Annotated in this window: 21 protein-coding genes and 1 pseudogene; 1 reads left to right on the plus strand and 21 read right to left on the minus strand. The window is 43.5% G+C overall.

The genetic code is table 11. The annotated features are described in order from the left end of the window. The 6 genes and pseudogenes from HRU79_03270 to sufB form a co-directional block, all read right to left on the minus strand. Positions 1–339, minus strand: a complete 339-nt coding sequence (locus HRU79_03270) for a DUF59 domain-containing protein (protein ID QOJ27253.1) — start codon at positions 337–339, stop codon at positions 1–3. After that, a pseudogene (locus HRU79_03275) lies at positions 340–762 on the minus strand (SufE family protein). Continuing rightward, positions 759–1,976 carry a SufS family cysteine desulfurase gene (sufS, locus tag HRU79_03280; GenBank protein QOJ25722.1) on the minus strand — a complete coding sequence of 406 codons (1,218 nt, stop codon included), beginning with the start codon at positions 1,974–1,976 and terminating at the stop codon, positions 759–761. The pseudogene HRU79_03275 and the gene sufS overlap by 4 nt, the downstream one beginning before the upstream one ends. Further along, positions 1,973–3,058 (minus strand): Fe-S cluster assembly protein SufD, encoded by a 1,086-nt coding sequence (gene sufD, locus HRU79_03285; GenBank protein QOJ25723.1) that lies wholly within the window; start codon positions 3,056–3,058, stop codon positions 1,973–1,975. Before sufD ends, sufS begins: the two co-directional genes overlap by 4 nt. Continuing rightward, the gene (gene sufC, locus HRU79_03290; GenBank protein QOJ27254.1) at positions 3,055–3,810 is read right to left on the minus strand and encodes a Fe-S cluster assembly ATPase SufC; all 756 of its coding nucleotides are present in this window, start codon (positions 3,808–3,810) and stop codon (positions 3,055–3,057) included. The genes sufD and sufC overlap by 4 nt, the downstream gene beginning before the upstream one ends. 41 nt (positions 3,811–3,851) lie before the next feature. Further along, positions 3,852–5,303, minus strand: coding sequence for a Fe-S cluster assembly protein SufB (gene sufB, locus HRU79_03295; protein QOJ25724.1), 1,452 nt, complete (start codon positions 5,301–5,303; stop codon positions 3,852–3,854). A 283-nt stretch (positions 5,304–5,586) separates the two neighbouring features. On the opposite strand from sufB, the gene HRU79_03300 reads away from it, so the two are divergent. Continuing rightward, positions 5,587–5,835, plus strand: coding sequence for a transposase (locus HRU79_03300; GenBank protein ID QOJ25725.1), 249 nt, complete (start codon positions 5,587–5,589; stop codon positions 5,833–5,835). A gap of 16 nt (positions 5,836–5,851) precedes the next feature. On the opposite strand, the gene HRU79_03305 is transcribed toward HRU79_03300, so the two are convergent. The 15 genes from HRU79_03305 to HRU79_03375 all read right to left on the minus strand — a co-directional run bounded on the left by HRU79_03305 (position 5,852) and on the right by HRU79_03375 (position 20,448). Further along, positions 5,852–6,451 (minus strand): IS3 family transposase, encoded by a 600-nt coding sequence (locus tag HRU79_03305; protein QOJ25726.1) that lies wholly within the window; start codon positions 6,449–6,451, stop codon positions 5,852–5,854. A 21-nt stretch (positions 6,452–6,472) separates the two neighbouring features. Further along, on the minus strand, positions 6,473–6,694 hold the full coding sequence (locus tag HRU79_03310) for an IS3 family transposase (GenBank protein QOJ25727.1): 222 nt from the start codon (positions 6,692–6,694) through the stop codon (positions 6,473–6,475). Positions 6,695–6,826: 132 nt separating this feature from the next. Beyond that, positions 6,827–6,970, minus strand: coding sequence for a transposase (locus HRU79_03315; GenBank protein ID QOJ25728.1), 144 nt, complete (start codon positions 6,968–6,970; stop codon positions 6,827–6,829). A 1-nt stretch (position 6,971) separates the two neighbouring features. Then, positions 6,972–7,262 carry a hypothetical protein gene (locus tag HRU79_03320; protein ID QOJ25729.1) on the minus strand — a complete coding sequence of 97 codons (291 nt, stop codon included), beginning with the start codon at positions 7,260–7,262 and terminating at the stop codon, positions 6,972–6,974. Then, a complete protein-coding gene (locus HRU79_03325) occupies positions 7,262–7,567 on the minus strand; it encodes a hypothetical protein (protein QOJ25730.1) in 306 nt (101 codons plus the stop codon). Before HRU79_03325 ends, HRU79_03320 begins: the two co-directional genes overlap by 1 nt. Further along, the gene (locus tag HRU79_03330; protein QOJ25731.1) at positions 7,536–7,901 is read right to left on the minus strand and encodes a transposase; all 366 of its coding nucleotides are present in this window, start codon (positions 7,899–7,901) and stop codon (positions 7,536–7,538) included. The genes HRU79_03325 and HRU79_03330 overlap by 32 nt, the downstream gene beginning before the upstream one ends. A gap of 89 nt (positions 7,902–7,990) precedes the next feature. Further along, positions 7,991–8,470 carry a DUF2975 domain-containing protein gene (locus tag HRU79_03335; protein QOJ25732.1) on the minus strand — a complete coding sequence of 160 codons (480 nt, stop codon included), beginning with the start codon at positions 8,468–8,470 and terminating at the stop codon, positions 7,991–7,993. A 305-nt stretch (positions 8,471–8,775) separates the two neighbouring features. Next, a complete protein-coding gene (locus tag HRU79_03340) occupies positions 8,776–9,588 on the minus strand; it encodes a hypothetical protein (protein ID QOJ25733.1) in 813 nt (270 codons plus the stop codon). A gap of 764 nt (positions 9,589–10,352) precedes the next feature. Further along, positions 10,353–10,793, minus strand: a complete 441-nt coding sequence (locus HRU79_03345; protein ID QOJ25734.1) for a heavy-metal-associated domain-containing protein — start codon at positions 10,791–10,793, stop codon at positions 10,353–10,355. Positions 10,794–11,515: 722 nt separating this feature from the next. After that, positions 11,516–11,788 carry a thioredoxin family protein gene (locus HRU79_03350; GenBank protein QOJ25735.1) on the minus strand — a complete coding sequence of 91 codons (273 nt, stop codon included), beginning with the start codon at positions 11,786–11,788 and terminating at the stop codon, positions 11,516–11,518. 561 nt (positions 11,789–12,349) lie between these two features. Next, a complete protein-coding gene (gene merTP, locus HRU79_03355; protein ID QOJ25736.1) occupies positions 12,350–12,949 on the minus strand; it encodes a mercuric transport protein MerTP in 600 nt (199 codons plus the stop codon). After that, positions 12,946–13,320 (minus strand): helix-turn-helix transcriptional regulator, encoded by a 375-nt coding sequence (locus HRU79_03360; GenBank protein ID QOJ25737.1) that lies wholly within the window; start codon positions 13,318–13,320, stop codon positions 12,946–12,948. Before HRU79_03360 ends, merTP begins: the two co-directional genes overlap by 4 nt. 466 nt (positions 13,321–13,786) lie before the next feature. Beyond that, positions 13,787–17,023: a type I restriction endonuclease subunit R gene (locus HRU79_03365; protein ID QOJ25738.1), complete on the minus strand. Its 3,237-nt coding sequence runs from the start codon at positions 17,021–17,023 to the stop codon at positions 13,787–13,789. Beyond that, the gene (locus HRU79_03370) at positions 17,024–19,528 is read right to left on the minus strand and encodes a DEAD/DEAH box helicase (GenBank protein QOJ25739.1); all 2,505 of its coding nucleotides are present in this window, start codon (positions 19,526–19,528) and stop codon (positions 17,024–17,026) included. Further along, a complete protein-coding gene (locus HRU79_03375; protein QOJ25740.1) occupies positions 19,528–20,448 on the minus strand; it encodes a DUF1837 domain-containing protein in 921 nt (306 codons plus the stop codon). Before HRU79_03375 ends, HRU79_03370 begins: the two co-directional genes overlap by 1 nt.

Raw genomic sequence — 20,448 nt, forward strand, 5'->3', positions numbered from 1 at the left:
TTAGAACAGTCCTATCGAGAACAGTGCGGCTTCCGACATTTTGCTTTTGTCCCACGGGGGGTCGAAGGTGAGTTCCACTTCTACGTCCTTTACACCCGGGACGTTGCGGACGGCCTGGTCCACGTCCTGCGGGATAATAGCGCCGCTGGGACAGTTCGGCGTGGTCAGCGTCATAAGAATATGTACTTTTTGCCCGGGCTGTATGGTAACACCATAAATCAGTCCCAGTTCGTACACGTCAACCGGGATTTCGGGGTCGAAGACGGTGTGAAGGGCATCAATCACGCCGTTGCGAAGTTCTTCGTCCTGATCGGAGCGTTGTTCCCGTGCCCGCTGCATTTGTTCTTCCTTGCCATTGTAGGCAAGGGCATACAGCGAAATTTGTTTAATAAATGCAACCAGACCATTTGCGCGGCTGGGTGACAGGTGAGCTTCTAATCCAAGGTCGCCAATAAACGTTGGTTGTATATCCAGAATTTCGCCGGGCGTACAGTTGCCATACACGCGAAGGACAAGGGCCATGAGCCCCTTCACGATAATGGCATCACTATCGGCCGTAAACTGCAGCCGTTCACCGTCGAAGTGCGGGAACAGCCATGCCATGCTTGTACAGCCCTTGATTTTGTAGGCATCGGTTTTGTGTTCATTGGGATAGGGTTCCAGTTTCTTGCCCATGTCAATGATATGGGCATAGCGGTCTTCCCAGTCGGTCAGAGCATCAAACTCGGCCTGCAGTTCTGCGATGGCTTCTTTATAGCTCATTGTAACATCCTCAGAGAGCGGTGAACGGCTTCGATAAACAAATTGATTTCTTCAGGTGTGTTGTACAGGGCAACCGAGGCGCGCGCTACCGATTCAACACCGTAGTGCTGCAGCAGCGGCATGGTGCAGTGGTGTCCGGTGCGGATAGCAAACCCCTGTTCATCGAGCAGAATTCCCAGGTCGTAGGAATGCATACCCTGAATGGTAAACGATACCAGTGCGGTGTGGCTGGCGCCGGCGCCAAGAATGTTTATGCCGGGGACGGTTTCCAGCCCGTCAACCAGGCGTTTTACCAGCCGTTGTTCGTACTTGTGAATATCCCGCATCTTCATGGTGCCAAACCACTCCAGAGCGGCACGCAGGCCGGCAGCTCCTGCAATATTGGGGGTTCCTGCTTCAAACCGGAGAGGGGGCTTCTGGTAGGTGGTACCGTTGGCAAGGCTTACGCTTTCAATCATTGCGCCGCCACCCTGGTACGGGGGCATTTCGTTTAACTGGTCGTACCGTCCGTACAGCACACCGATACCGGTAGGACCGTACAGTTTATGCGCCGAAAAAACGTAGAAGTCGCAGCCGATGTCGCACACGTTCACCTTGGTGTGCAGGATTGCCTGCGCGCCGTCAACCAGCGTGGTAATGGCCCGGGATCGGGCGTACTGACAGATGTCGCGAACCGGGTTTACCACGCCAAGGGTATTACTCATCTGGGTAATTGCAATCATCTTGGTGCGTTCGGTAACGTATGGCTCCAGCACGTCCAGCGTGATAACATGCGATTCGGGTATGGGCACGGACACCACTACGGCACCGGTGCGCTGTGCTATCAGTTGCCACGGGACGATGTTGGCGTGATGTTCCATTTCGGTAATCAGAATTTCATCACCGTGTTTAAGGTGTGTTCTGCCCCACGACTCAGCAACCAGGTTGATGCTTTCGGTGGTTCCCCGCGTAAACACAATTTCCTCGGGCAGGGCTGCGTGCAGCAGCATTGCGGCTCGAATACGGGCCTGCTCGTAAATCGTGGTTGCTTCGGCGGCAATCGCATGGGCACCACGGTGAACGTTACTGTTGTACAGCAGGTAGTACTTCTCGATAGCTTCGATCACAGCCCGGGGTTTCTGGGTTGTGGCAGCGTTGTCTAAATACACCAGCGGTCTGGTAGTATGCACCATTCTGGTTAGCAACGGGAACTGACTGCGGATTTCGTCTGTCATTGCTCTGATGGTAAACGGTTATACATTTCTGCTGCAAAGGCGTCCAACAACAGTTCGGTAGCCTGCCGGAGTGACAGTCCCCGCGACCGGAGGTAGAACAGCGCCTCGGCGTCTAATTGTCCGGTGGTGGCTCCGTGGGAGCACTTCACGTCGTCGGCCCAAATTTCAAGCTGGGGTTTGGAGTTCACCCTGGCACGGTCACCAATCAGCAGCGAGCGGTTGCTTTGGTAGGCGGTGGTTTTTTGGGCGTCGGGACGTACAAAGATGCGTCCGCTGAACACTCCGACGGATGCGTCGTGGTAAATTCCTTTATAAAGCTGGTCGCTGTGACAGTGTGGTGCCAGGTGGTCCACGGCGGTATGGTTGTCGGCATGGTCGTGTCCGCCAATCACACTCAGTCCGTTCAGGTAGGCTTCGGCGCCGGGTTCCTCAAGGCGCACGTACAGGTCATTGCGTACCAGGGGTCCGCCTGTACACAGGGTGTGCGTGGTTACCCGTGCGTTTGCCTTCACGCTTGCCAGGGTTATGCCAATATGCCGTGCATTGTCAGGCAGTTGAGTTTTCTTCACGTATTCAAGCATGCTACCGGCATGAGCCACCAGCTCGGTAACGGTAATGTTCAGCGTCTGTGCGGCTCCCCCGCCTTCGTGAACTTCGTGGACTACGGCTTCGGCACCCGGCATGGTTACAATGCGCAGGCGGACGGCGTCAAACTGATTGGCGTTGGCACTGGTGCTCACGATTTTTACTGTCACATGTCGTGTCCGCCTGGTATTGGCGGGGATAACAACCTGGACGGTGTAAAGCGCTGCTGAAGCGTTCAGGGTATAGAACGGCGAGGCGGTGGCCGTACTGCGCACGGCGTCATGGCGGGTGATGGTGGGCTCTACGGTAGCACCGTCACACAGGCGGGTAACAACGCCGTTTTCAACCACAATCGTGTCGCCTGCCGCCGGCACCGAAGCCGGTTCAGCACGGGGTATTGCCGAGTAGGTGTTTTTTAGCAGGTGCAGGACGCTGGTGTACTTCCACTCTTCGTTGCGGACGGTGCCCTGAACCGCTTGTTCCAGAAGATTGGTCATGCCTCCACGCCATCCTTTCGCAGCCAGTCGTAGCCTTTTTCTTCCAGCTCCATTGCCAGTTCCTTGCCGCCGGTACGCACAATCCGTCCGTCCATCAGCACGTGGACAACATCGGGGACGATGTAGTTTAGCAGGCGTTGGTAGTGTGTAATCACCACGGTGGCTCTATCGGCCTGCCGCAGAGCGTTCACGCCACCGGCTACGATACGGAGTGCGTCGATATCCAAACCGCTGTCGGTTTCATCCAGGATGGACAGTACGGGTTCCAGCATAGCCATCTGGAACACTTCATTTCGTTTTTTTTCACCACCCGAGAAGCCCTCGTTCAGCGAGCGTTGCAGGAACGATGGGTCCATTTCCACCAGCTTCATCCGCTCCTTCATCAGTTTCAGGAAGGCTGCGGGGTCGAGCGGTTCCTTACCGTTGGCGGTCCGAACCTCGTTTACGCAGGTGCGGATAAAGTTGGCGGTAGAAACGCCGGGTATTTCCACCGGATACTGAAATGCCAGGAAGATGCCGGCGTGCGCACGGTCTTCAGGTGCCATCTCCAACAGGTCCCTGCCCTGAAACAGCACCGACCCTTCGGTAACGGTGTAGTCAGTTCTGCCTGCCAGCACACTGGCAAGCGTACTTTTTCCGGAGCCATTCGGACCCATGATGGCATGAACCTCACCCGGGTTTACCCGTAATGAAAGCCCCTTTAAAATTTCACGTCCTTCAATCCCTGCATGCAGATTTGTTATTGTTAACAGTTCACTCATAATCATAATAAAAAATATAAAAATGAAGGGGGCTACCCTACCGATCCTTCCAGACTTATTGCAAGTAGTTTTTGTGCTTCCACGGCGAATTCCATGGGCAGGTGGTTCAGCACCTCGCGTGCGTAGCCGTTCACGATCAGAGCGATAGCCTTTTCGGTATCAAGGCCGCGTTGCTGACAGTAGAAGAGCACGTCTTCGGCAATTTTCGATGTTGTAGCTTCATGCTCTACGGTGCAGCTTGGGTTTGCTGTTTCCAGGTACGGGAAGGTATGAGCGCCACACTTGTCGCCAATCAGCAGCGAGTCGCACTGTGAGTAGTTGCGGCTGCCGTGGGCATTGGGGTTAAAGCGTACCAGACCGCGGTAGCTGTTTTGGGAAAAGCCGGCAGAGATGCCCTTGCTAACGATGCGTGAGCGGGTATTCCTGCCAATATGCGTCATCTTGGTTCCGGTGTCGGCCTGCTGGTGGTTATTGGTTACAGCCACGGAGTAAAACTCACCGATACTGTCGTCGCCCTTCAGCACCACGCTGGGGTATTTCCAGGTGATGGCAGATCCGGTTTCAACCTGTGTCCACGATATTTTGCTGCGTGCTCCCTCGCACAAGCCGCGTTTGGTAACAAAGTTGTACACGCCACCGTTACCGTTGGCGTCACCCGGGTACCAGTTCTGCACGGTGCTGTACTTAATCTCGGCATCCTGGCCGGCAATAAGTTCAACGACTGCAGCATGCAGCTGATTCTCGTCGCGCGAGGGCGCAGTACATCCCTCCAGGTAGCTTACATAGCTTCCGGGCTGAGCTACGATAAGGGTGCGTTCAAACTGTCCGGTGTTGCGGGCGTTGATGCGGAAGTAGGTGCTGAGTTCCATCGGACATCGCACGCCCTGGGGAATAAAGGCAAACGATCCGTCGCTGAAAACGGCACTGTTGAGCGCAGAGTAGAAGTTATCGGTCACCGGTACCACGCTGCCAAGGTACTGGCGTACCAGCTCGGAGTGCTCGCGTATGGCTTCGCTCATGGAGCAGAAGATGATGCCCTTTTGCCTGAGTGTTTCCTGGAAGGTGGTTTTCACGCTCACACTGTCGATTACGGCATCGACGGCAACGCCTGCCAGCAGCTTTTGCTCTTCCAGCGGGATACCCAGCTTTTCGAATGTTGCCAGCAGCTCGGGGTCCACGTCGTCAATCGAATTCAGCCGTGGTTTTTGCTTCGGTGCGGCATAGTAGATGATGTCCTGAAAATCAATCTCCGGAAATTTAACATTAGCCCACTGCGGTGGCTTCATCTTGAGCCACTTATGGAATGCATTCATCCGCCATTCCAGCATCCATGCGGGTTCTTCCTTTTTCAGCGAAATTGTGCGTATGGTTTCCTCGGTAAGCCCCTTGGGAATCACGTCCTGGTCGATTACGGTTTCAAAGCCGTATTCGTACTCGCGACTCACAAGTTCGTTCACGTCCCGGTTGTTATCCTGGTCTGCCATAGTAGTCCTGTAAATAGTTTCACAAAATACGACTAAAATGGTCTTAGTTGTGGCAGGGGGCTTTGGTTTCGTGGTCAGAGCCGGCTGCGTGCCGTAGCTGAGTGCCGGTAAAACGCTGACTGCGAGACTGTTTCAATAAAGCGTGTCAAAGGCGTTACCTTTACCAAACATACGGAGCACCAACCATGAACACCAGCACATTCGACTTCGAGTCACGTAAGAATCAGGCAGCCGAACGGCTTGCCACCCAGTGGGGAGCGCGATATCCAAAGGTCATCGAATCATGGAAGCGCAATTGGCGAGACTGAGCACCTACTTCGAATTCGACAAAGACATTCGTCGCATCATGGACACCACCAACATCATCGAAGGCTTTCACCGGCAGCTTCGCTCCGTGACGAAATCCAAAGGAGCATTCCCAAGCGACGAAGCCTTGATGAAGCTACTCTTCCTGGCTCAAGAACACAGTACTTCTAAATGGAACCGTCCCGTTCACAACTTGAATCGTACTGTAGCACTGATCCCGGCCTAATTCGAGGTACGAAAGTTTAAGTACAACATACTGATCGATTGCGTTGATACCAATCGGCTTCGAATTGCACGGGCGAGAGTCCACCGATTGACGTGTGTCTGCGGCGTTGGTTGTAGAACAGATGTGTCCATCGATAGATGGCACCTGCGGCATGTTCGACGTTACGAAATGGGAAGTGATGCATCAACTCGGTCTTCATCGTGGCCCAAAACGATTCCATCGGAGCATTGTCATAGCAGTCGCCTGATGAGCCCATGCTACTAACGAGGCCGTACTTCTTGAGCTCATCTTTGAATGCATATGAGTTGTACTGCCCTCCTTGGTCGGAGTGGAAGATGATGGGCACCTCTAATGTCCTGTGCTTCAGCCGACGCGCGATCACGGCTTGATGGAATGCTTTGAACAACGCTCCAACATGCAAATCATGCGAAACGTGGATACCAAGAATGCGGTGCGATGCTTGATCCTTGATCGCCACGGTGTAGATCTTTGGACCGAGCGCCGGAAGCTCAGAATAGTCGCTCAGCCACAGCTCGTCCAGTTCAGTCCTGTGGAACGCGCGCTGCACGAGATCCGGTGAGGGGTGATACGTCTCCGATGAATTCGTCGTTGCCATGCATTTCCATGTGTTCTTGCATTAAACAGGCATACCGTTTTGCTTCATGAGCCGACGAACCCGAGTCTTTCCGACACGTCTCCCGCCTTTCCTGATATCATGAGCGATCCACTCGGCACCATAGCTCCTCTCCGTTGCCTGATAGATCTCATTGATCTGAGCAAGCAGTTCGCGATCTTCTTGCTTGCGCTTCCCCTCAACACCCTTGCGCCACTGATAGTAGCCATCACGGGAAGCTTGCAAGACTCAACACATCACGTCTAACGGCCATTTCGAGCGATGACGCTCAATGAAGTCGTAACTCATCTCGGCCGTTGAGAGAAGATACTGGAGTAGGGTGGATTTATCGGTCCAGTCACAGGTTATACAAATGTGTTAGGCTGCATGGTTGTTGAATGCAGTGATTGGGGGTCGATAATTGTGCCTGCTGTGAGGTCGCTCGTTGTTGTACATGTGCAGCCACATGTTTGAGATCGTTTGCCCCTCGGCTAGTGACATGAAGATTTCTGCATTTAGCACCTCACGTCGGTAGGTTCGACGAAGCTCTCTGCAAAGCCGTTCTGCCATGGCTTCCGGGCTGAATGTATGCCAGCGTAACTTTGCGCTGTTGAGCCCATTGCTGCACCACATACGCAATGAATTGTCCTCCGTTGTCGGAACGAATGTACTTCGGCATTCCATACCGAGCTACCTGCTCGTCAAGAACAGCCTCAACATCAGCGCCTTTGAATGACCGCCGCACGGTTATGCTGAGGCCATACGACGTGGCTTCGTCCTTGATCAGCAGTGCCATCATCTTCCGAGCGGTCATCAAACGATCCTCAGCAAAGTCCATGCACCATACCCGTGTGGCTGTATCGCCGTCGGATTGATCCGTACGCTGCGCCGGATCTTGCGTGAACGCTTACGCCACTGAGCCGCATGGCCACTTTGCCGGTAAACGCGGTGAACAGTGCACTCTGAGTAGTCATGCCCCTGCTCCCGCATCCAGCCGAACACCAATCGCTTGCCCCAGGCCGGGTGTTTCGCCACAACGTCATTGATGATCTTCTGTACTGGAGCATCCTTGGCTGGCTGGCGAGGCTTATACGTTACCATTGAACGTGAAACACCCATTAGAACACACGCGGCGTTGATCCAGGCCTCGTCGACTGACGTACTCCACTGCCTGAAGTTTCTGTGGGACGCCTACCATTTTTGCCGCAATCTCTTTCATCACTTCGATCTCAAGATCACGCTCGGCGACCAGCTTCTTCAGCCGGGCGTTCTCCTGCGTGATCCGCTTGAGCTCGGAGACCTGGCTCGGCTCCATGCTCCCGTACTTCTTGCGCCATATGTAGATCGTGTGTGACGACACCTTGTACTTCTTCGATGTCGCTGCTACGCCATGGGCGTGTGATTCGCGGACGATGCTAACGATCTGCTCCTCGCTATAATGGCTCTTCCTCATCAGTCCTCCTTTGAGAATTCCGTCTCAACTTAAGACTGGTCCGATTTTTTCACACCACTCCAGTCTAAGTTTACAATAATTGACATAGATTAAACAATTAGGTCATTTTCAGATTTCATATCTACTGCATTTTGCAGAAGTTTTTCAAATATTGCAGCAGCAGTTGCAACCACAATAGAAGCAAAAGAAGTTACAATGCAAATCGCAAGAAAACCAGCGGGGTCGTCATTTTTGTTGTGGGCAAACTTTATAAAAATTCCCGCTACCACAATTAAAGCAGTTAGTATAATCGCACAATACTTAATGTGATTTAAAGTTTTTACTGCATTTGTTGAAAACACTTTGTTTTGTCCGATATAGCCAAGCAACCTAAATGCCTTGTATAGTGCAACAAAAAAAGCGATTGATGTTGCATAACCGTATAAAATAAATGGGTCGGTATAAATACTAACCACATCTAAGTTTGTGGCTCGTCCTTCTTTTGACGGCATAATGATTAAAAACGACAGGACTACAATGCCGATAAGCACAAGCACAGCTTGAAGAAATACTATTGAAACTCGTTTCATAATGACTTTAAATTTGAATTACGTTGCAAATGTAATATAATTTATTAATAAACAATAATATATTTTTGAAATAAGAAAAATATTTGTCTTTTAAACAAACTTTAAATTTCAGAAGTACGATTGTCTGTGCGGTGTTGGGTTACAATGACCGCTAACGGTTTTGCAGCTTGGCGTTTGTGGCGGATTTTTAGCACAAAAGTTCAATAGAATTACAAATGTTGAACCTTGCACAAATGTTCAATCGAAGCCGTTCACCCGCCATAACGCCAAACTGCTTGTTATGCGGTCGGCTTTCTTGTCCTTCGCTATTTTGTCTTCTGCTTCTCAATTGTTTTTAAAATTTCTTTTGTCTTAACAGCAATACTGTCTGTCGTGATTGAAATGGTTTTTAAGTCGGAATTTCCTTCCGATTTTTTGTCAAGATGTTTAGAAACCGTGTCTAAATTTCTGTTTACTTCTTTTAATTGAATTTCTGTTTCGGTTGTCTTGGGCTGTGTCAATTGAGTCAAAGCATAAATAATTATTCCGCTCAATCCAACAGTCAAAGCCCATTTAAAAACTTCTCTTATAAAAACAGAAGATTTTGTCGGTGTCCATTTGTTGTCAACTACCAAGTTTTTGAAAGTCCGTAGATAAGAAACTCGTTGCCTTTGCAGGAATGTTGGATTGCCGTCTAAACTTGTGCTTTCCATATATGCCATTAGGTCATTCCAATGTTTCTTCAAAAAAGATTTGTCTTTGAGTTTGATTGGGTCTAACCAAATGTCAAGTGTAATGCTGCTTTCAATTGGTTTTCTATTGTCAGTGTTTGCTGGGTAAATAGAAACGATTACAAAACCACTATCGTCACGTTCGTATAATAGTGTTGCTCCGTATTCTGTCAAAGCAGTCCAATTTCGTCCTTGTGTAATTGTTTCAAAAGGTCTTCTATCCCAAAAAACTTCTACTACTCGATTGTTTGTTCCACCGGCACGACTACCAGGACAAATGTTGAGCATATAAATATTTTGAAATTTTTCGGCTTTCGGGTCATTGTCACGAAATTCTGTAAAAGTCGCAACAGCAGTCCTAAAAAATTCGTCAAAATCATTTCTTCTATCTTGTCTTGTCCGTGCCATTGTTTATTGTTAGAGTGTCGTTTTAAGCTGCCGCACAACGGTTTGCAGCTAAACGCAGGCAGGGCTTAAACCACTACACTTTCTACTAAGAACTGAACTTCAAATATACTACTTTCCTGTCCTACGAAGCACAAAACCCCTGCTTGCGTTTAGGTGCTGTTATGCCTTCGTTGTTCTTTTTCGTCCGTCTGTCAGCGGTGGGGCAGCCATACTCTTTGGCAAGTTTTGGCTTGTGCGTTGGCTTTTGAGCGACTTGCCAATGTGTATGGATGTGAAGGGTTGAATTTTGTCTCGTTTTATAAATAGTAACTGAATAGTCTAAAAATAGAAACTCAAATAAAGTAATGCTACTCCGCTTATAATTTAAATACTTTTCCTTAACCAAGTCAATTTGGCAAGTTTTGAAACAGAGCTTGCAAAAGACCAACTACTAAAAAGGCAATCCTCTTCCGATTCCAAATAAAAGTGCCAAAATCAGTCCGTAGAAAATACTTGCTTTAGATGCTGCAAAAGACAACAATAATAGTAGGGGCTGCTGATGTTCCCAAACTAAAATCAAACCATATATAAATGACCCGCCAATTCCTGGTCTGCGTAATGCTTCAAGTTGTCGCACACGCAAATAAGGACCATAAAGGCAATACCTGCTGCAATTATTGATATTATCCCCATCACCAATGCCCAATATTTGCCAAAAGTTTCAGTTAGAAAACTCCTAAATATCCGGCAATGGCTCCTCAATACTGTCAAACAAAACACAATTCCTAAAAGAATGAAAATGTTATCGAAAATCCTGTTTTGGATTCACGAATAGTAGTGCTGCCAACATAACCTGCAAAACCAAGTCCAACGGGTAAAGTGCAAGGACAAACGCCACTTGAAATCAATCCTGCCAACAAAGCAAGTCCTAAGCTAAGGATAGAACCTTCTTGAAAAGTGCTTATAAATTCATTCAAAAGTTCTCTAACATCATTTATTAATTTCTTGTATCGTACCTGCCTTATAACCCAACTTGTTGACAGCTTCTTGCAACTGTTCAGGTGTAATTTTTTAGGGTCGAACTTTACCGTTGCTTTTTTGTCTTTTAGGCTAACATTTACCTCTTTAACACCCTCCATACCTGAAAGGCTCTTCTTTACCGTTGCCACACAGGACATACAAGACATACCTTCAATAGGAATTTCAATTGCTTTATCTCTCCTCATTTATGGTTGTTTGGTTGCTGTGAATTATTCCCGAACAAGCAACAAAGAACATTTGAAGGATTAATAAAACGCTAAATGATTTTATCGTAACCATAAGTTTATATTTTTATTTAGGTTTATATCCTGCTTTTGTCAGTATGGCAATCAGTTCATTTTCATTAGTTTCAGTCGGATTAAACTTGATGTTCACTATTTTTTTATAGCCTTTGTATTTACATCTTCTACACCTTTGGTTTCCTTTAAGATGTCGGATATTTTTCTGCACAACCTTGACATACCATATTGTCAATGGTTAATGATATTTCTTTCATACCTTCTTTTTTAGTAAATATTCATAAACTTTATCAATTTCCTTCATTTTGTCTGTTAGTTCATAAAGCCCTAAATCTGGGAATTGATTTTGATAATTGATATTCTTTCTTCCTGTCCACAGTTACCGGGCAGGCTTCTAATGCTTCGAAATTATCATTGCCAAAGTTTTCTGAAAACCTCATCTAATAGAAGGTGCTGTGCTTTTCAAAACCTTTGTTTACTGCCTTAAATTGATTTAAAATTTGGGCAGGGTCATTACTTTCGTCAAGCATTTTATTACTCCTTCAACCTGACCTTTAATGCTATTCAATCTGTCTTTAAGGTCTTTTGTTAAATCTCTCGGTAACATAATGGTTTGATTAAATACAATCCAACCCCAATAATTGGAAGTTGGATTGTATGGTTAAAAATTAAATGGTTTTACCGATACCTGCGGCTGCTAATTCTTCCTTACTTACTCCTCTGTTTTCACAGCAAGCAAGTAATTTTCCATTAACAGCTACCGCTGGAAGGGAAGTAATGTTATACTTTTTCATCTTGTCAACACAGACTTTGTCGTCACATTGTTCAACAAGGTTGTAAACAGTTACCTCGCAAGAGTCACAAGCCATTTCTTTTACTGTTTTTACTACAGGTTCACATACTGGACACCCTGCTGTAAACACTTCAATTTGTCGTTTCATTGTTTTATGTTTTTAATGATTAAAATTAATTACACTGCAAAGATGCGTCTGGTCAGGGGGTGGTCTCCAAATTATTTTCAAATTATTTTTTCAGTCTTGAGGCGTTGGCAAAAAATGGCTCTTTTGGTTTTTACAGCGTTGGGTTGAGTGTCGGCAAAAACCAAATGTGCCATTTGTGCGGTCGGCTTTTTACAATGAGGCATAACGGTTTGCGGCTTGGCGTAGTGGCGGATTTTTAGCACAAAAGTTCAATCGAAGCACTGCACTTGAACCTACCACAAAACTGTCATACGAAGCACCGAACCCGCCATTACGCCAAACCGCTGTTATGGGCTGGGCTTTTTCGTCTTTTGTCAGCAACATTTCTTGTCTTGTTGAATTGGCGGACATTTTACACTTCCGTAACTGCAATAAACACAACAGTCGCCTTGATGTGGTTTTAAAACGGTCTTGCAATTATCACATTCGTAAAAATATTGGCAAGCGTCTGTCGGCATTGTTTCTTCCTTTTTATGTCCGCAATTTGGGCAAGTGATTGTTGATTGTAGTATGATTTCCATTTTATTTTTCCTTTTTGTCTGTTACTGAATATCCTGTTCCGTTTATTGCTTTCTCAATTTCGGCAATGTTCGTTTTTGAGTTATCAAATTCTACAATTGCATTTCCGTTTTCGTATGAAACAGTTGATTTTATTATTCCCGAAAGCTTATTCACTTCGTGGTTTACGTGTTCTTCACAACCTGCACAAGTCATACCGCTAATGGAAAACTCAACTGTTTGAACATTTGATTTGTCAACTACTATGATTTGTTTTTCTGTCTTTGGATAAAATATGTGAGCATAGTAAGGAAAGGCAAGCATTACTATTGCAAATGCTGTTACAATTCCTAAAAACATTTTGGATTGAATGAATTTTGGTTTTTCTTCTGTCTCACAATTGCAGTCAATTTGTTTTTTAGGTTTCAACTTTTGATACCAAGCAAAACCAAGAACCAAAATTGTCAAACCTATAAAATAAGGTCGGAAAGGTTCAAGCCAAGAAAAAGTTGAAGCAAGTCCGCTTGTCCCTGCGACAAGAGCCAATACAGGTGTGATGCAACAAAGTGAGGCTGCAATTGCTGTCAAAAGTCCTGCACCGATTAATTTTTTGTCTGTTTTCATATTGTTTCCAAAATTTTGTTTTCGCGAAGTATTTTGAAAAAAGGTTTGAGCATTTTTTCATACTCTTTTGTCAGTGAGTAAAAAATGGTTTGTGCTTGCCTTTCCGTTTCAATTAGTTTTCGGTCTTTGAGTTTTCGCAGATGTTGTGAAATTGCCGAAATGGTCATTCCGAGAATGTCACTAAGGTCGCAAACGCAAAGTTGTTGCTCTTCGTAAAGCAGAAACAGGATTTTCAGTCTTACGTTGTTACCCGCCAATTCAAGTCCGTTCGATAAATAGTCAAACGAACCGTTCAGTTCTGAAACTCGGTCTTTGCAACGGTTTATTTGTTTAATGTCCGCCTGTTGTCGTATGCAAGAAATGTTGTCCATAATGCAAAGATAGTCAATTTGCTTATTTAAGCAACTACTAAAATATGAAATATCAAAAAGAACTCAATTTGTCTGTCGGGTTGTGTCGTCATAGCCTTGCCACTAACGTTTTGCGTGTTGCCGCAGTTGGCGATTTCGGAGCACTTCACTGTCACCCAGCACAAAAGTTTGATAGGAGCACTCAGCTTCAATTTTGCACGTCACCGCCAATTGCGGCAACACGCTGTTACCAGCTGGCGTTCTTGTCCACCGTGTCTGTAAACCATTGTCTTTGTTGAGTTTTAGTATCATTTTCTGTGTCGTGTTGGTCTGTGCGGTTGCGTGTTTTATTTTTTTTGAAGCGTTGGGAAAAATATTTTGAAATTCTTTCTTGGGTCGGAGAGGTGGAAGCTCTTTTGCAGTCTTTGGTCTGTGCTTGGGCTTGTGCGGCTTGCAAATGTGCTTACACCAGTGCGTTGGCTTGTTCTCATGCTGTTAAATTGTCTGCTAATAATTCCGCTTGTTTTAATACTGTGTCAATTGCCTTTTGTTGTTTGTCGGGTGGATAGCCGTATTTGTTCAGTGTCCGCCTTACAAGCACCATGAGTTTTGCTCTTGCACTTTCTCTGATTGTCCAGTCAATAGTTGCATTTGCTCTTACTTTGTCGGCAATTTCTCTTGCAATTTCTTTTAATTTGTCGTCACCTAAAACCTGAACTGCACTGTCGTTTATTTCAAGGGCATTGTAAAAAGCAACTTCATCGCTATTCAGTCCGAGTTTTTCGCCTTCCTTGTCTGCTTCTTTGATTTGTTTGGCAATGTTGATGAGTTCTTGAATGATTTCAGCAGTTGTCAGCAAGTTGTTTTGATAGCGTTTAATAGCACCTTCCAACATTTCTAAAAGTTTCTTGCTCTTCACAAGATTTGTCTTTGCTCTTACTTTCAGTTCGTTGTTCAATATTTTTTTCAGCAACTCAATAGCCAAATTTTTGTGCTGCATTCCTTGAACTTCAAACAGGAATTCGTCTGAAAGAATTTCCAGTCCTGAAATTTCGGGCTTGTCAATTCCTGCTGCATCAAAAATGTCAATTACTTTATCGCTGCTCAATGCTTCATCAACAATTTGTTTGATGGCTGTTTCAATTTCCACATCAGATTTACCACCGCCTATTGGAGCATCAAACTTTGCCAACCTTGCTTTCATAGCTTGAAAAAACGCAACTTCGGGCAAATGTGGCTGAACTTCTTCTTTGGTAATGCAAAGTGAAAGTGCCTGACTTAATAAACTTACTTCTCTGATAAATCTTTCTTTGCCGTCTTGCAAACCCAATATGTGTTCTTCTGCCTGTAAAATGATGGAGAGTTTTTCCTGAGCACCAACAACAAAGAATCTGCGGTAGTTGAATTTGAAACTGCCCTCATAATAAGCATCGGGTTCTTCAACTAAAATATCGTTTCGGGTGATGCTGTCTTCATTGAACATTTGTTGCACCACTTCTAATTTCTCTTTGAAAATTTCAAATGCCTTTTCAATGTTCTCTGCCGGGTCGCCTTTTCCACCTGCTTCACCATAAAACGAAAGTGCTTTCTTCAAATCTGTGCCAATTCCCAAATAGTCCACAATCAATCCGCCTGGCTTGTCTTTGAAAACACGGTTTACCCTTGCAATGGCTTGCATTAGGTTGTGGCCTCTCATGGGCTTGTCAACATACATGGTATTTAAACAAGGAGCATCAAAACCAGTCAGCCACATATCCCGAACAATTACGAGTTTCAATTCATCGGCAGGGTCTTTCATGCGTTCCGATAAATCCCTACGTTGTTGTTTGGTGGTATGATGTTTTGAAATTTCGGGACCGTCTGCACTGTTGGTTGTCATCACCACTTTTATAGCTCCTTTGGTCAAATCATCATTATGCCAATCGGGGCGAAGTGCAATAATTTCTTTGTAAAGGTCGGCTGCAATTCTGCGGCTCATGGCTACAATCATTGCTTTGCCTTCAAAAACGGTTTGTCGCTTTTCAAAATGCGTTACAATGTCTTTTGCTAAGTTCTTCACACGGTCGTGATGCCCAACAATGGCTTCCAACTTTGTCCATTTGGCTTTTGCTTTCTGCTTTTCTGTGAGTTCTTCGTCTTGCTCTAATTCCTTGTCAAATTCTTCAATCAATCGTCTGCCTTCTTCGTCAAGATTTACTTTTGCCAAACGACTTTCATAGAAAATTTTAACCGTTGCTCCATCATCAACGGCATCTTTAATGTCGTATCGGTCAATGTAATTGCCGAATACCTGTGGCGTGTTTACGTCTGTTCCTTCAATTGGAGTTCCAGTAAAACCGATATAAGTTGCATTGGGCAAGGCATCCCGCATGTATTTTGCAAATCCGTAAGCAATGCGTTTTCCGATTACTTCTTTGGTTTCCTTGTCTTTTTCGTCAACCAATTTTGCTTCAAAACCATATTGTGTTCTGTGTGCTTCATCTGCAATCACAACCACATTTTTTCGGTCAGAAAGTTGGTCGTAAACCGATTTGTTGTTTTCGGGTAAAAACTTCTGAATGGTAGTAAAAACAATGCCACCGCTTGCCACTTTCAACAGTTCTTTTAAATGCTCTCTGTTCTCTGCCTGAACGGGTTCTTGTCTTAGCAATTGAACAGACGAAGCAAATGTGTCAAATAACTGGTCGTCCAAATCATTACGGTCGGTAATTACCACAATGGTTGGGTTCTTCATTTCGGGTGAAGTGATAAGTTTTCCCGAATAGAATACCATACTCAAACTTTTGCCCGAACCTTGTGTGTGCCAAACTACACCGCCTCGTTTATCTCCGTTTTCGCCTGATGCATTTACAGTTGATTGAACGGCTTTGTTTACAGCAAAGAATTGATGATAAGCGGCCAATTTCTTTACGGTCTGAATTTGTATCAATCCTGTTTTTGCATCTTCTTTTTTCGATTTTTCAAACACAATGAAGTTGCGAACCAAATCCAACAATGTTGATGGTTGCAACATTCCTTTCAGCAAGGTTTCTAACTGTGGTTTAAATCGGGATGCTTCTTTTATACCGTCTGCTGTTTTCCAAGTCATGTAACGGCTTAAATCTGCTGAAACACTTCCTGCCTTACATTCCAAACCGTCTGATAAAATGCAGATAGCATTGTAAGTAAACAAACTCGGAATAATGGCTTTGTAAGTTTGTATTTGCTGATAGGCACTTTTAATGTCTGCGTTTTCACTGGCAGCATTTTTTAGTTCAATCACTACCAAAGGCAAACCATTTACAAATAGCAATACATCAGGTCGTTTGTTCTGATTGTTTTCAATGATAGTGTATTGATTCACCACTAAAAACTGATTGTTGGCAGGATGCTCAAAGTCAATCAATGACACTTCATGACTTCTTTCGTAACCGTTTTCCTGATAGGGAATTTTTACTTTCTCAACCAACAAGCGGTGAAATTCTTCGTTGTTGTGCAGCAAGTCAGGCGAAGCAAACCGCAGCACTTTTTGAACGGCTGCTTCCTGTGCATCTAATGGAATTGCAGGATTGATTTTGGTAATGGCTGTTCTCAGCCGATTGAGCAAAACAATCTGACTGAAATTTTCTCTTTCACAATAAAGCCCTTCGGGTGAAATCTCTTTGCCGTTGGCATACTCCCATCCCTGCGATTGTAAAATTTCAATCGCTGACTGTTCAATAATATTTTCGGTGATGGGTTTCATTTATATTGTGCTTAATTGAACCTTATACCAATACGATAGCTTGTCACGTATTTCTCTTAATTGGCTGGTTAGCTCCTGTTTGTTATCAATATTTTTGAACTCAAAATTATTATTTAGAAAAATTGCTGTTTCTCTTGGAATGCTTAGTTCTATCAATTTTCTGGTGAGGGGCTTGTATGCTCCTAGTTCAATAAACCTTGTAAACATTGAATCGGGTTCTTTGATGTCATACAGTGGTTTCAATAATAATGGAAGACCATAAGAGATTTTATTCTGCACGAAACTTATTGTATCATCAATCTTTTCAGAGCTATCATAAAATCTATCTGAAAAAATCTCTGCAAGTGTTTTTTCCTTCAACCAGTTCTCAGCTAAGATGCACTTTTGTAAAAGAATATCTTTACCCGGAACATCTGGAACACCAAAGTATTTGTCGTAATAAATTGGAAACTCATTCCTGAAAATTGAAAGAATGTCCTTTAATTGGTATGATAAGCGAAACTCCGCTGGGCTAGTTGGCAAATTGAATATTGCTCTTCTTTGATAAAGTTTGTTTAAGTCTATGGGGTCCCAATATCTATTCTTTGAACAAATGGATTTTGTTATCTCCAATTTGGATAGAGATTCGAAAATTGTATTCATTTCCGAATCACTTAATACTATGCCAACTCTGCCAAGGTAAACTTGTGAGAATAAGCCATATTTCAAAACCGTTTGACGCAGATAGGTTGTTAGAAACGAATAATCTTGATTTTCTGAATTGCTGCCAATATTCGAAGCAAGGTCTTTCTTTATGTTTTCCTTGTGTTCCTGATATTTTTTCCCATAACCAACCAGCAACTCTTTGGAAGTGTCTTTGAAAAGTTCTAACTGCTTTGATGAAGGTTCTTGAAAACTTAATTCATCCAAAATATAGGTTCTGCCAACAAAGTCCTTCAATAATCTACCTGCTCTGCCTCTTAGATTGGCAATTTCATAATTTGAAAGTTTAGCACTCGTTTCTTTTTTGGCGATAAATAAATTGGGATTTCTAATTATAATATTTTGAACTGGTAAGTTAACCCCTTGTAAAAGGGTAGTAGTGCAAATAATTGTTTTAATATTTTTTTGTCTAATGCCATCTTCAACTAAAATTCTTACATGAAAAGGTAGTTTACCGTGATGATATGCAACGCCTTTCTGAACAGTTTCAACCATTGTGAACTTAGGATGAACAGTGGCTGAAATGAATGAAGCAAGCCCATTTAAATATTGCTCATCTTTATCCTCCATATTCTTTGCAATATGTGTAGCCATTTTATTGCAAGTTGTTGAAGTTGGAGAAAATATTAAAGTGCTTTCATCTTTGCCCAAACTTTGTAAAAAGTTGCCTAAATAATCAAGGTAGTCATCATTGTATTGGACTTTCCCATACCCCTGTATTGATTCATTGTTGGTGATTTTTACTTGAAGATTGTTTTCCAATAAATCAGAATATACATTGAAATAATAGTCAGTCTTCTTTTTTGAAATAGAGTAAGTTAGATTCAATACAGGTGATGCATCTGTTTCTTTCTTTTCAGAAGTTATACCAAAAACATTTGAACCCAATTCATCAATTTTGATAATTCTTGGCCCTGAAATTATAATGTGGTCAATTTGTGAACTGTTTCTAAGTTCAATCATCAAGTCATATAAAACCTTTGAACGCTGGTCGTCTGAATCCGCAACCTTCTCTACATTCTGAATTTCATCAATTACAAGTAAGCGAATATTTTCAAATGGTTTTTCGGTTTGTGAAAATGCCGCAATCGCTTTTTCTTGCGTTAAAATGTAAATTGTACTTTGGGTGGCAGACAAGTTATTGTAAGTAGTTTCAATGGAATAATCGCTAAGTTCAAATTCATCAAGTAACTTTCTAAAGTCACTCGTTACTTGTGAAACCAAACTAAGTGTAGGAACTACATAAACGACAACACCGCTTTTCTTCTTAATTAGGTCAATTGCCTTTAACAAAATTAGAAAGGACTTACCTGCTGATGTTGGTGCTGAAATTCCAATCAAAGAATTATTCTCAATGGATTCCCAAATTTCTTTTTGAAAATCACTCAACAAAAAGATTGAATCACCAACCTTGATTTCATTTTTTACTTGAGCTACGGTAACTGCAAATTGATTTAATAAACTTTCACCGAAAGAAAACTGTTTGTCAGCAAATGAATAGTCATTGTCAATCATAATTGATGAAGGACCAAACCCTGCACGGGATAGGAATAGAATCAAATAATTTTTCAGTCCATCCCATTCTTGTTTTCTATAAGTCCAGAGTAAAGCACAAATCGCAATGAGTTGTTTCTTTGAATGTTCATCAGTTCGAATCGATAGTTCATTTAATACAGAGATTGCATCTGTTAAAAACTCATCATTAATTTGTTCACTTGGATGCTCAGTAATGAAGTTAAGCTTGCTAGCATTTGTAATAAGCTCTAAATGGAGCAGTTTTATGAGTATGTCTTTTGCTTCCATTATTTACCTATGAGTTTTTGAAATTGTTCAAGCAATTTATCCAACTCCCAAACAGGAAGTATAATGTAGTTGAAGCGTGGGTGCAATCCCGCATCAATTTTATCATATATTTTACGGTCTAGAGCTTTTCCCCTTTCTTCAATTATTTTGATAATATCTGCTTTGATTTGTGCTTCACTTTTCTTTTCAATCTTACGGGTTTCGCAATATGTGATTATTGAAACAAGTTGCAATTCAACATTTGCCAATTTCCCATTTTTGTAGTCACTAGCAACCTGAATTAATGAATCATCAATAAAAGAATCGTAAACATATCTTCCGATTTCTTTGCGATGCTCTGCATAAGTTTTAAGAATACTATCAATTGCATCTTCAAAGGCAGTAGCAAACTTATATTTACTGATGTATGTTTTCGCCTCGCCTAAATAGAATAAATTTTTATCACCATCTAATCGATAATGAATCGCATCAGCACCAAATCTTTCCATTTCAACTGATGTTGTGATTGGCATTTTCCGAAGCAAAGGCACGCACTTAAAAAAACTTTGCAAAAAGTTGAATAAAAGCAATTCACCAAATTGACCTTGAATTAATAATTTGTCAGTTGAATGATTTCTGAATTTACGAAATGCTTCTGTAGTTAGCGTGTTATGGGCATTTTGAGAACTTCTCCCTTCTGCTATCATTTTGTCAATGACTTCCGCTGCTTTTTGCTGACTGTAAACCCATTCTGATATTGTATTGACTAATTCATCACAAAACTCGTCACGAAATTCTTGTAGGTCAACGTGGTTAATAGAAGTCCCATAGTGATTTTTATCAGGAAGGAGATTAAACGACTGTTGCACCCAATGAACATGATTCATGAACATTTTGGTGCAACTAATTAGTTTTTCTATTTCAGCTTCTGTAATTGGCAT

The sequence above is a fragment of the Ignavibacteria bacterium genome (assembly GCA_015709655.1).
In the GTDB taxonomy this organism is placed as follows: domain Bacteria; phylum Bacteroidota; class Ignavibacteria; order Kapaibacteriales; family Kapaibacteriaceae; genus OLB6.

What these genes read in the sequence shown, in the direction of transcription:
- HRU79_03345 (QOJ25734.1), bottom strand. Translation starts at nt 10,793, where the DNA reads ATGAGGAGAGATAAAGCAATTGAAATTCCTATTGAAGGTATGTCTTGT.
- HRU79_03320 (QOJ25729.1), bottom strand. Translation starts at nt 7,262, where the DNA reads ATGACCGCTCGGAAGATGATGGCACTGCTGATCAAGGACGAAGCCACG.
- HRU79_03325 (QOJ25730.1), bottom strand. Translation starts at nt 7,567, where the DNA reads ATGGGTGTTTCACGTTCAATGGTAACGTATAAGCCTCGCCAGCCAGCC.
- HRU79_03330 (QOJ25731.1), bottom strand. Translation starts at nt 7,901, where the DNA reads ATGAGGAAGAGCCATTATAGCGAGGAGCAGATCGTTAGCATCGTCCGC.
- HRU79_03375 (QOJ25740.1), bottom strand. Translation starts at nt 20,448, where the DNA reads ATGCCAATTACAGAAGCTGAAATAGAAAAACTAATTAGTTGCACCAAA.
- HRU79_03300 (QOJ25725.1), top strand. Translation starts at nt 5,587, where the DNA reads ATGGAAGCGCAATTGGCGAGACTGAGCACCTACTTCGAATTCGACAAA.
- HRU79_03340 (QOJ25733.1), bottom strand. Translation starts at nt 9,588, where the DNA reads ATGGCACGGACAAGACAAGATAGAAGAAATGATTTTGACGAATTTTTT.
- HRU79_03365 (QOJ25738.1), bottom strand. Translation starts at nt 17,023, where the DNA reads ATGAAACCCATCACCGAAAATATTATTGAACAGTCAGCGATTGAAATT.
- HRU79_03350 (QOJ25735.1), bottom strand. Translation starts at nt 11,788, where the DNA reads ATGAAACGACAAATTGAAGTGTTTACAGCAGGGTGTCCAGTATGTGAA.
- HRU79_03270 (QOJ27253.1), bottom strand. Translation starts at nt 339, where the DNA reads ATGCAGCGGGCACGGGAACAACGCTCCGATCAGGACGAAGAACTTCGC.
- HRU79_03335 (QOJ25732.1), bottom strand. Translation starts at nt 8,470, where the DNA reads ATGAAACGAGTTTCAATAGTATTTCTTCAAGCTGTGCTTGTGCTTATC.
- sufB (QOJ25724.1), bottom strand. Translation starts at nt 5,303, where the DNA reads ATGGCAGACCAGGATAACAACCGGGACGTGAACGAACTTGTGAGTCGC.
- sufS (QOJ25722.1), bottom strand. Translation starts at nt 1,976, where the DNA reads ATGACAGACGAAATCCGCAGTCAGTTCCCGTTGCTAACCAGAATGGTG.
- merTP (QOJ25736.1), bottom strand. Translation starts at nt 12,949, where the DNA reads ATGAAAACAGACAAAAAATTAATCGGTGCAGGACTTTTGACAGCAATT.
- HRU79_03370 (QOJ25739.1), bottom strand. Translation starts at nt 19,528, where the DNA reads ATGGAAGCAAAAGACATACTCATAAAACTGCTCCATTTAGAGCTTATT.
- HRU79_03360 (QOJ25737.1), bottom strand. Translation starts at nt 13,320, where the DNA reads ATGGACAACATTTCTTGCATACGACAACAGGCGGACATTAAACAAATA.
- HRU79_03305 (QOJ25726.1), bottom strand. Translation starts at nt 6,451, where the DNA reads ATGGCAACGACGAATTCATCGGAGACGTATCACCCCTCACCGGATCTC.
- sufD (QOJ25723.1), bottom strand. Translation starts at nt 3,058, where the DNA reads ATGACCAATCTTCTGGAACAAGCGGTTCAGGGCACCGTCCGCAACGAA.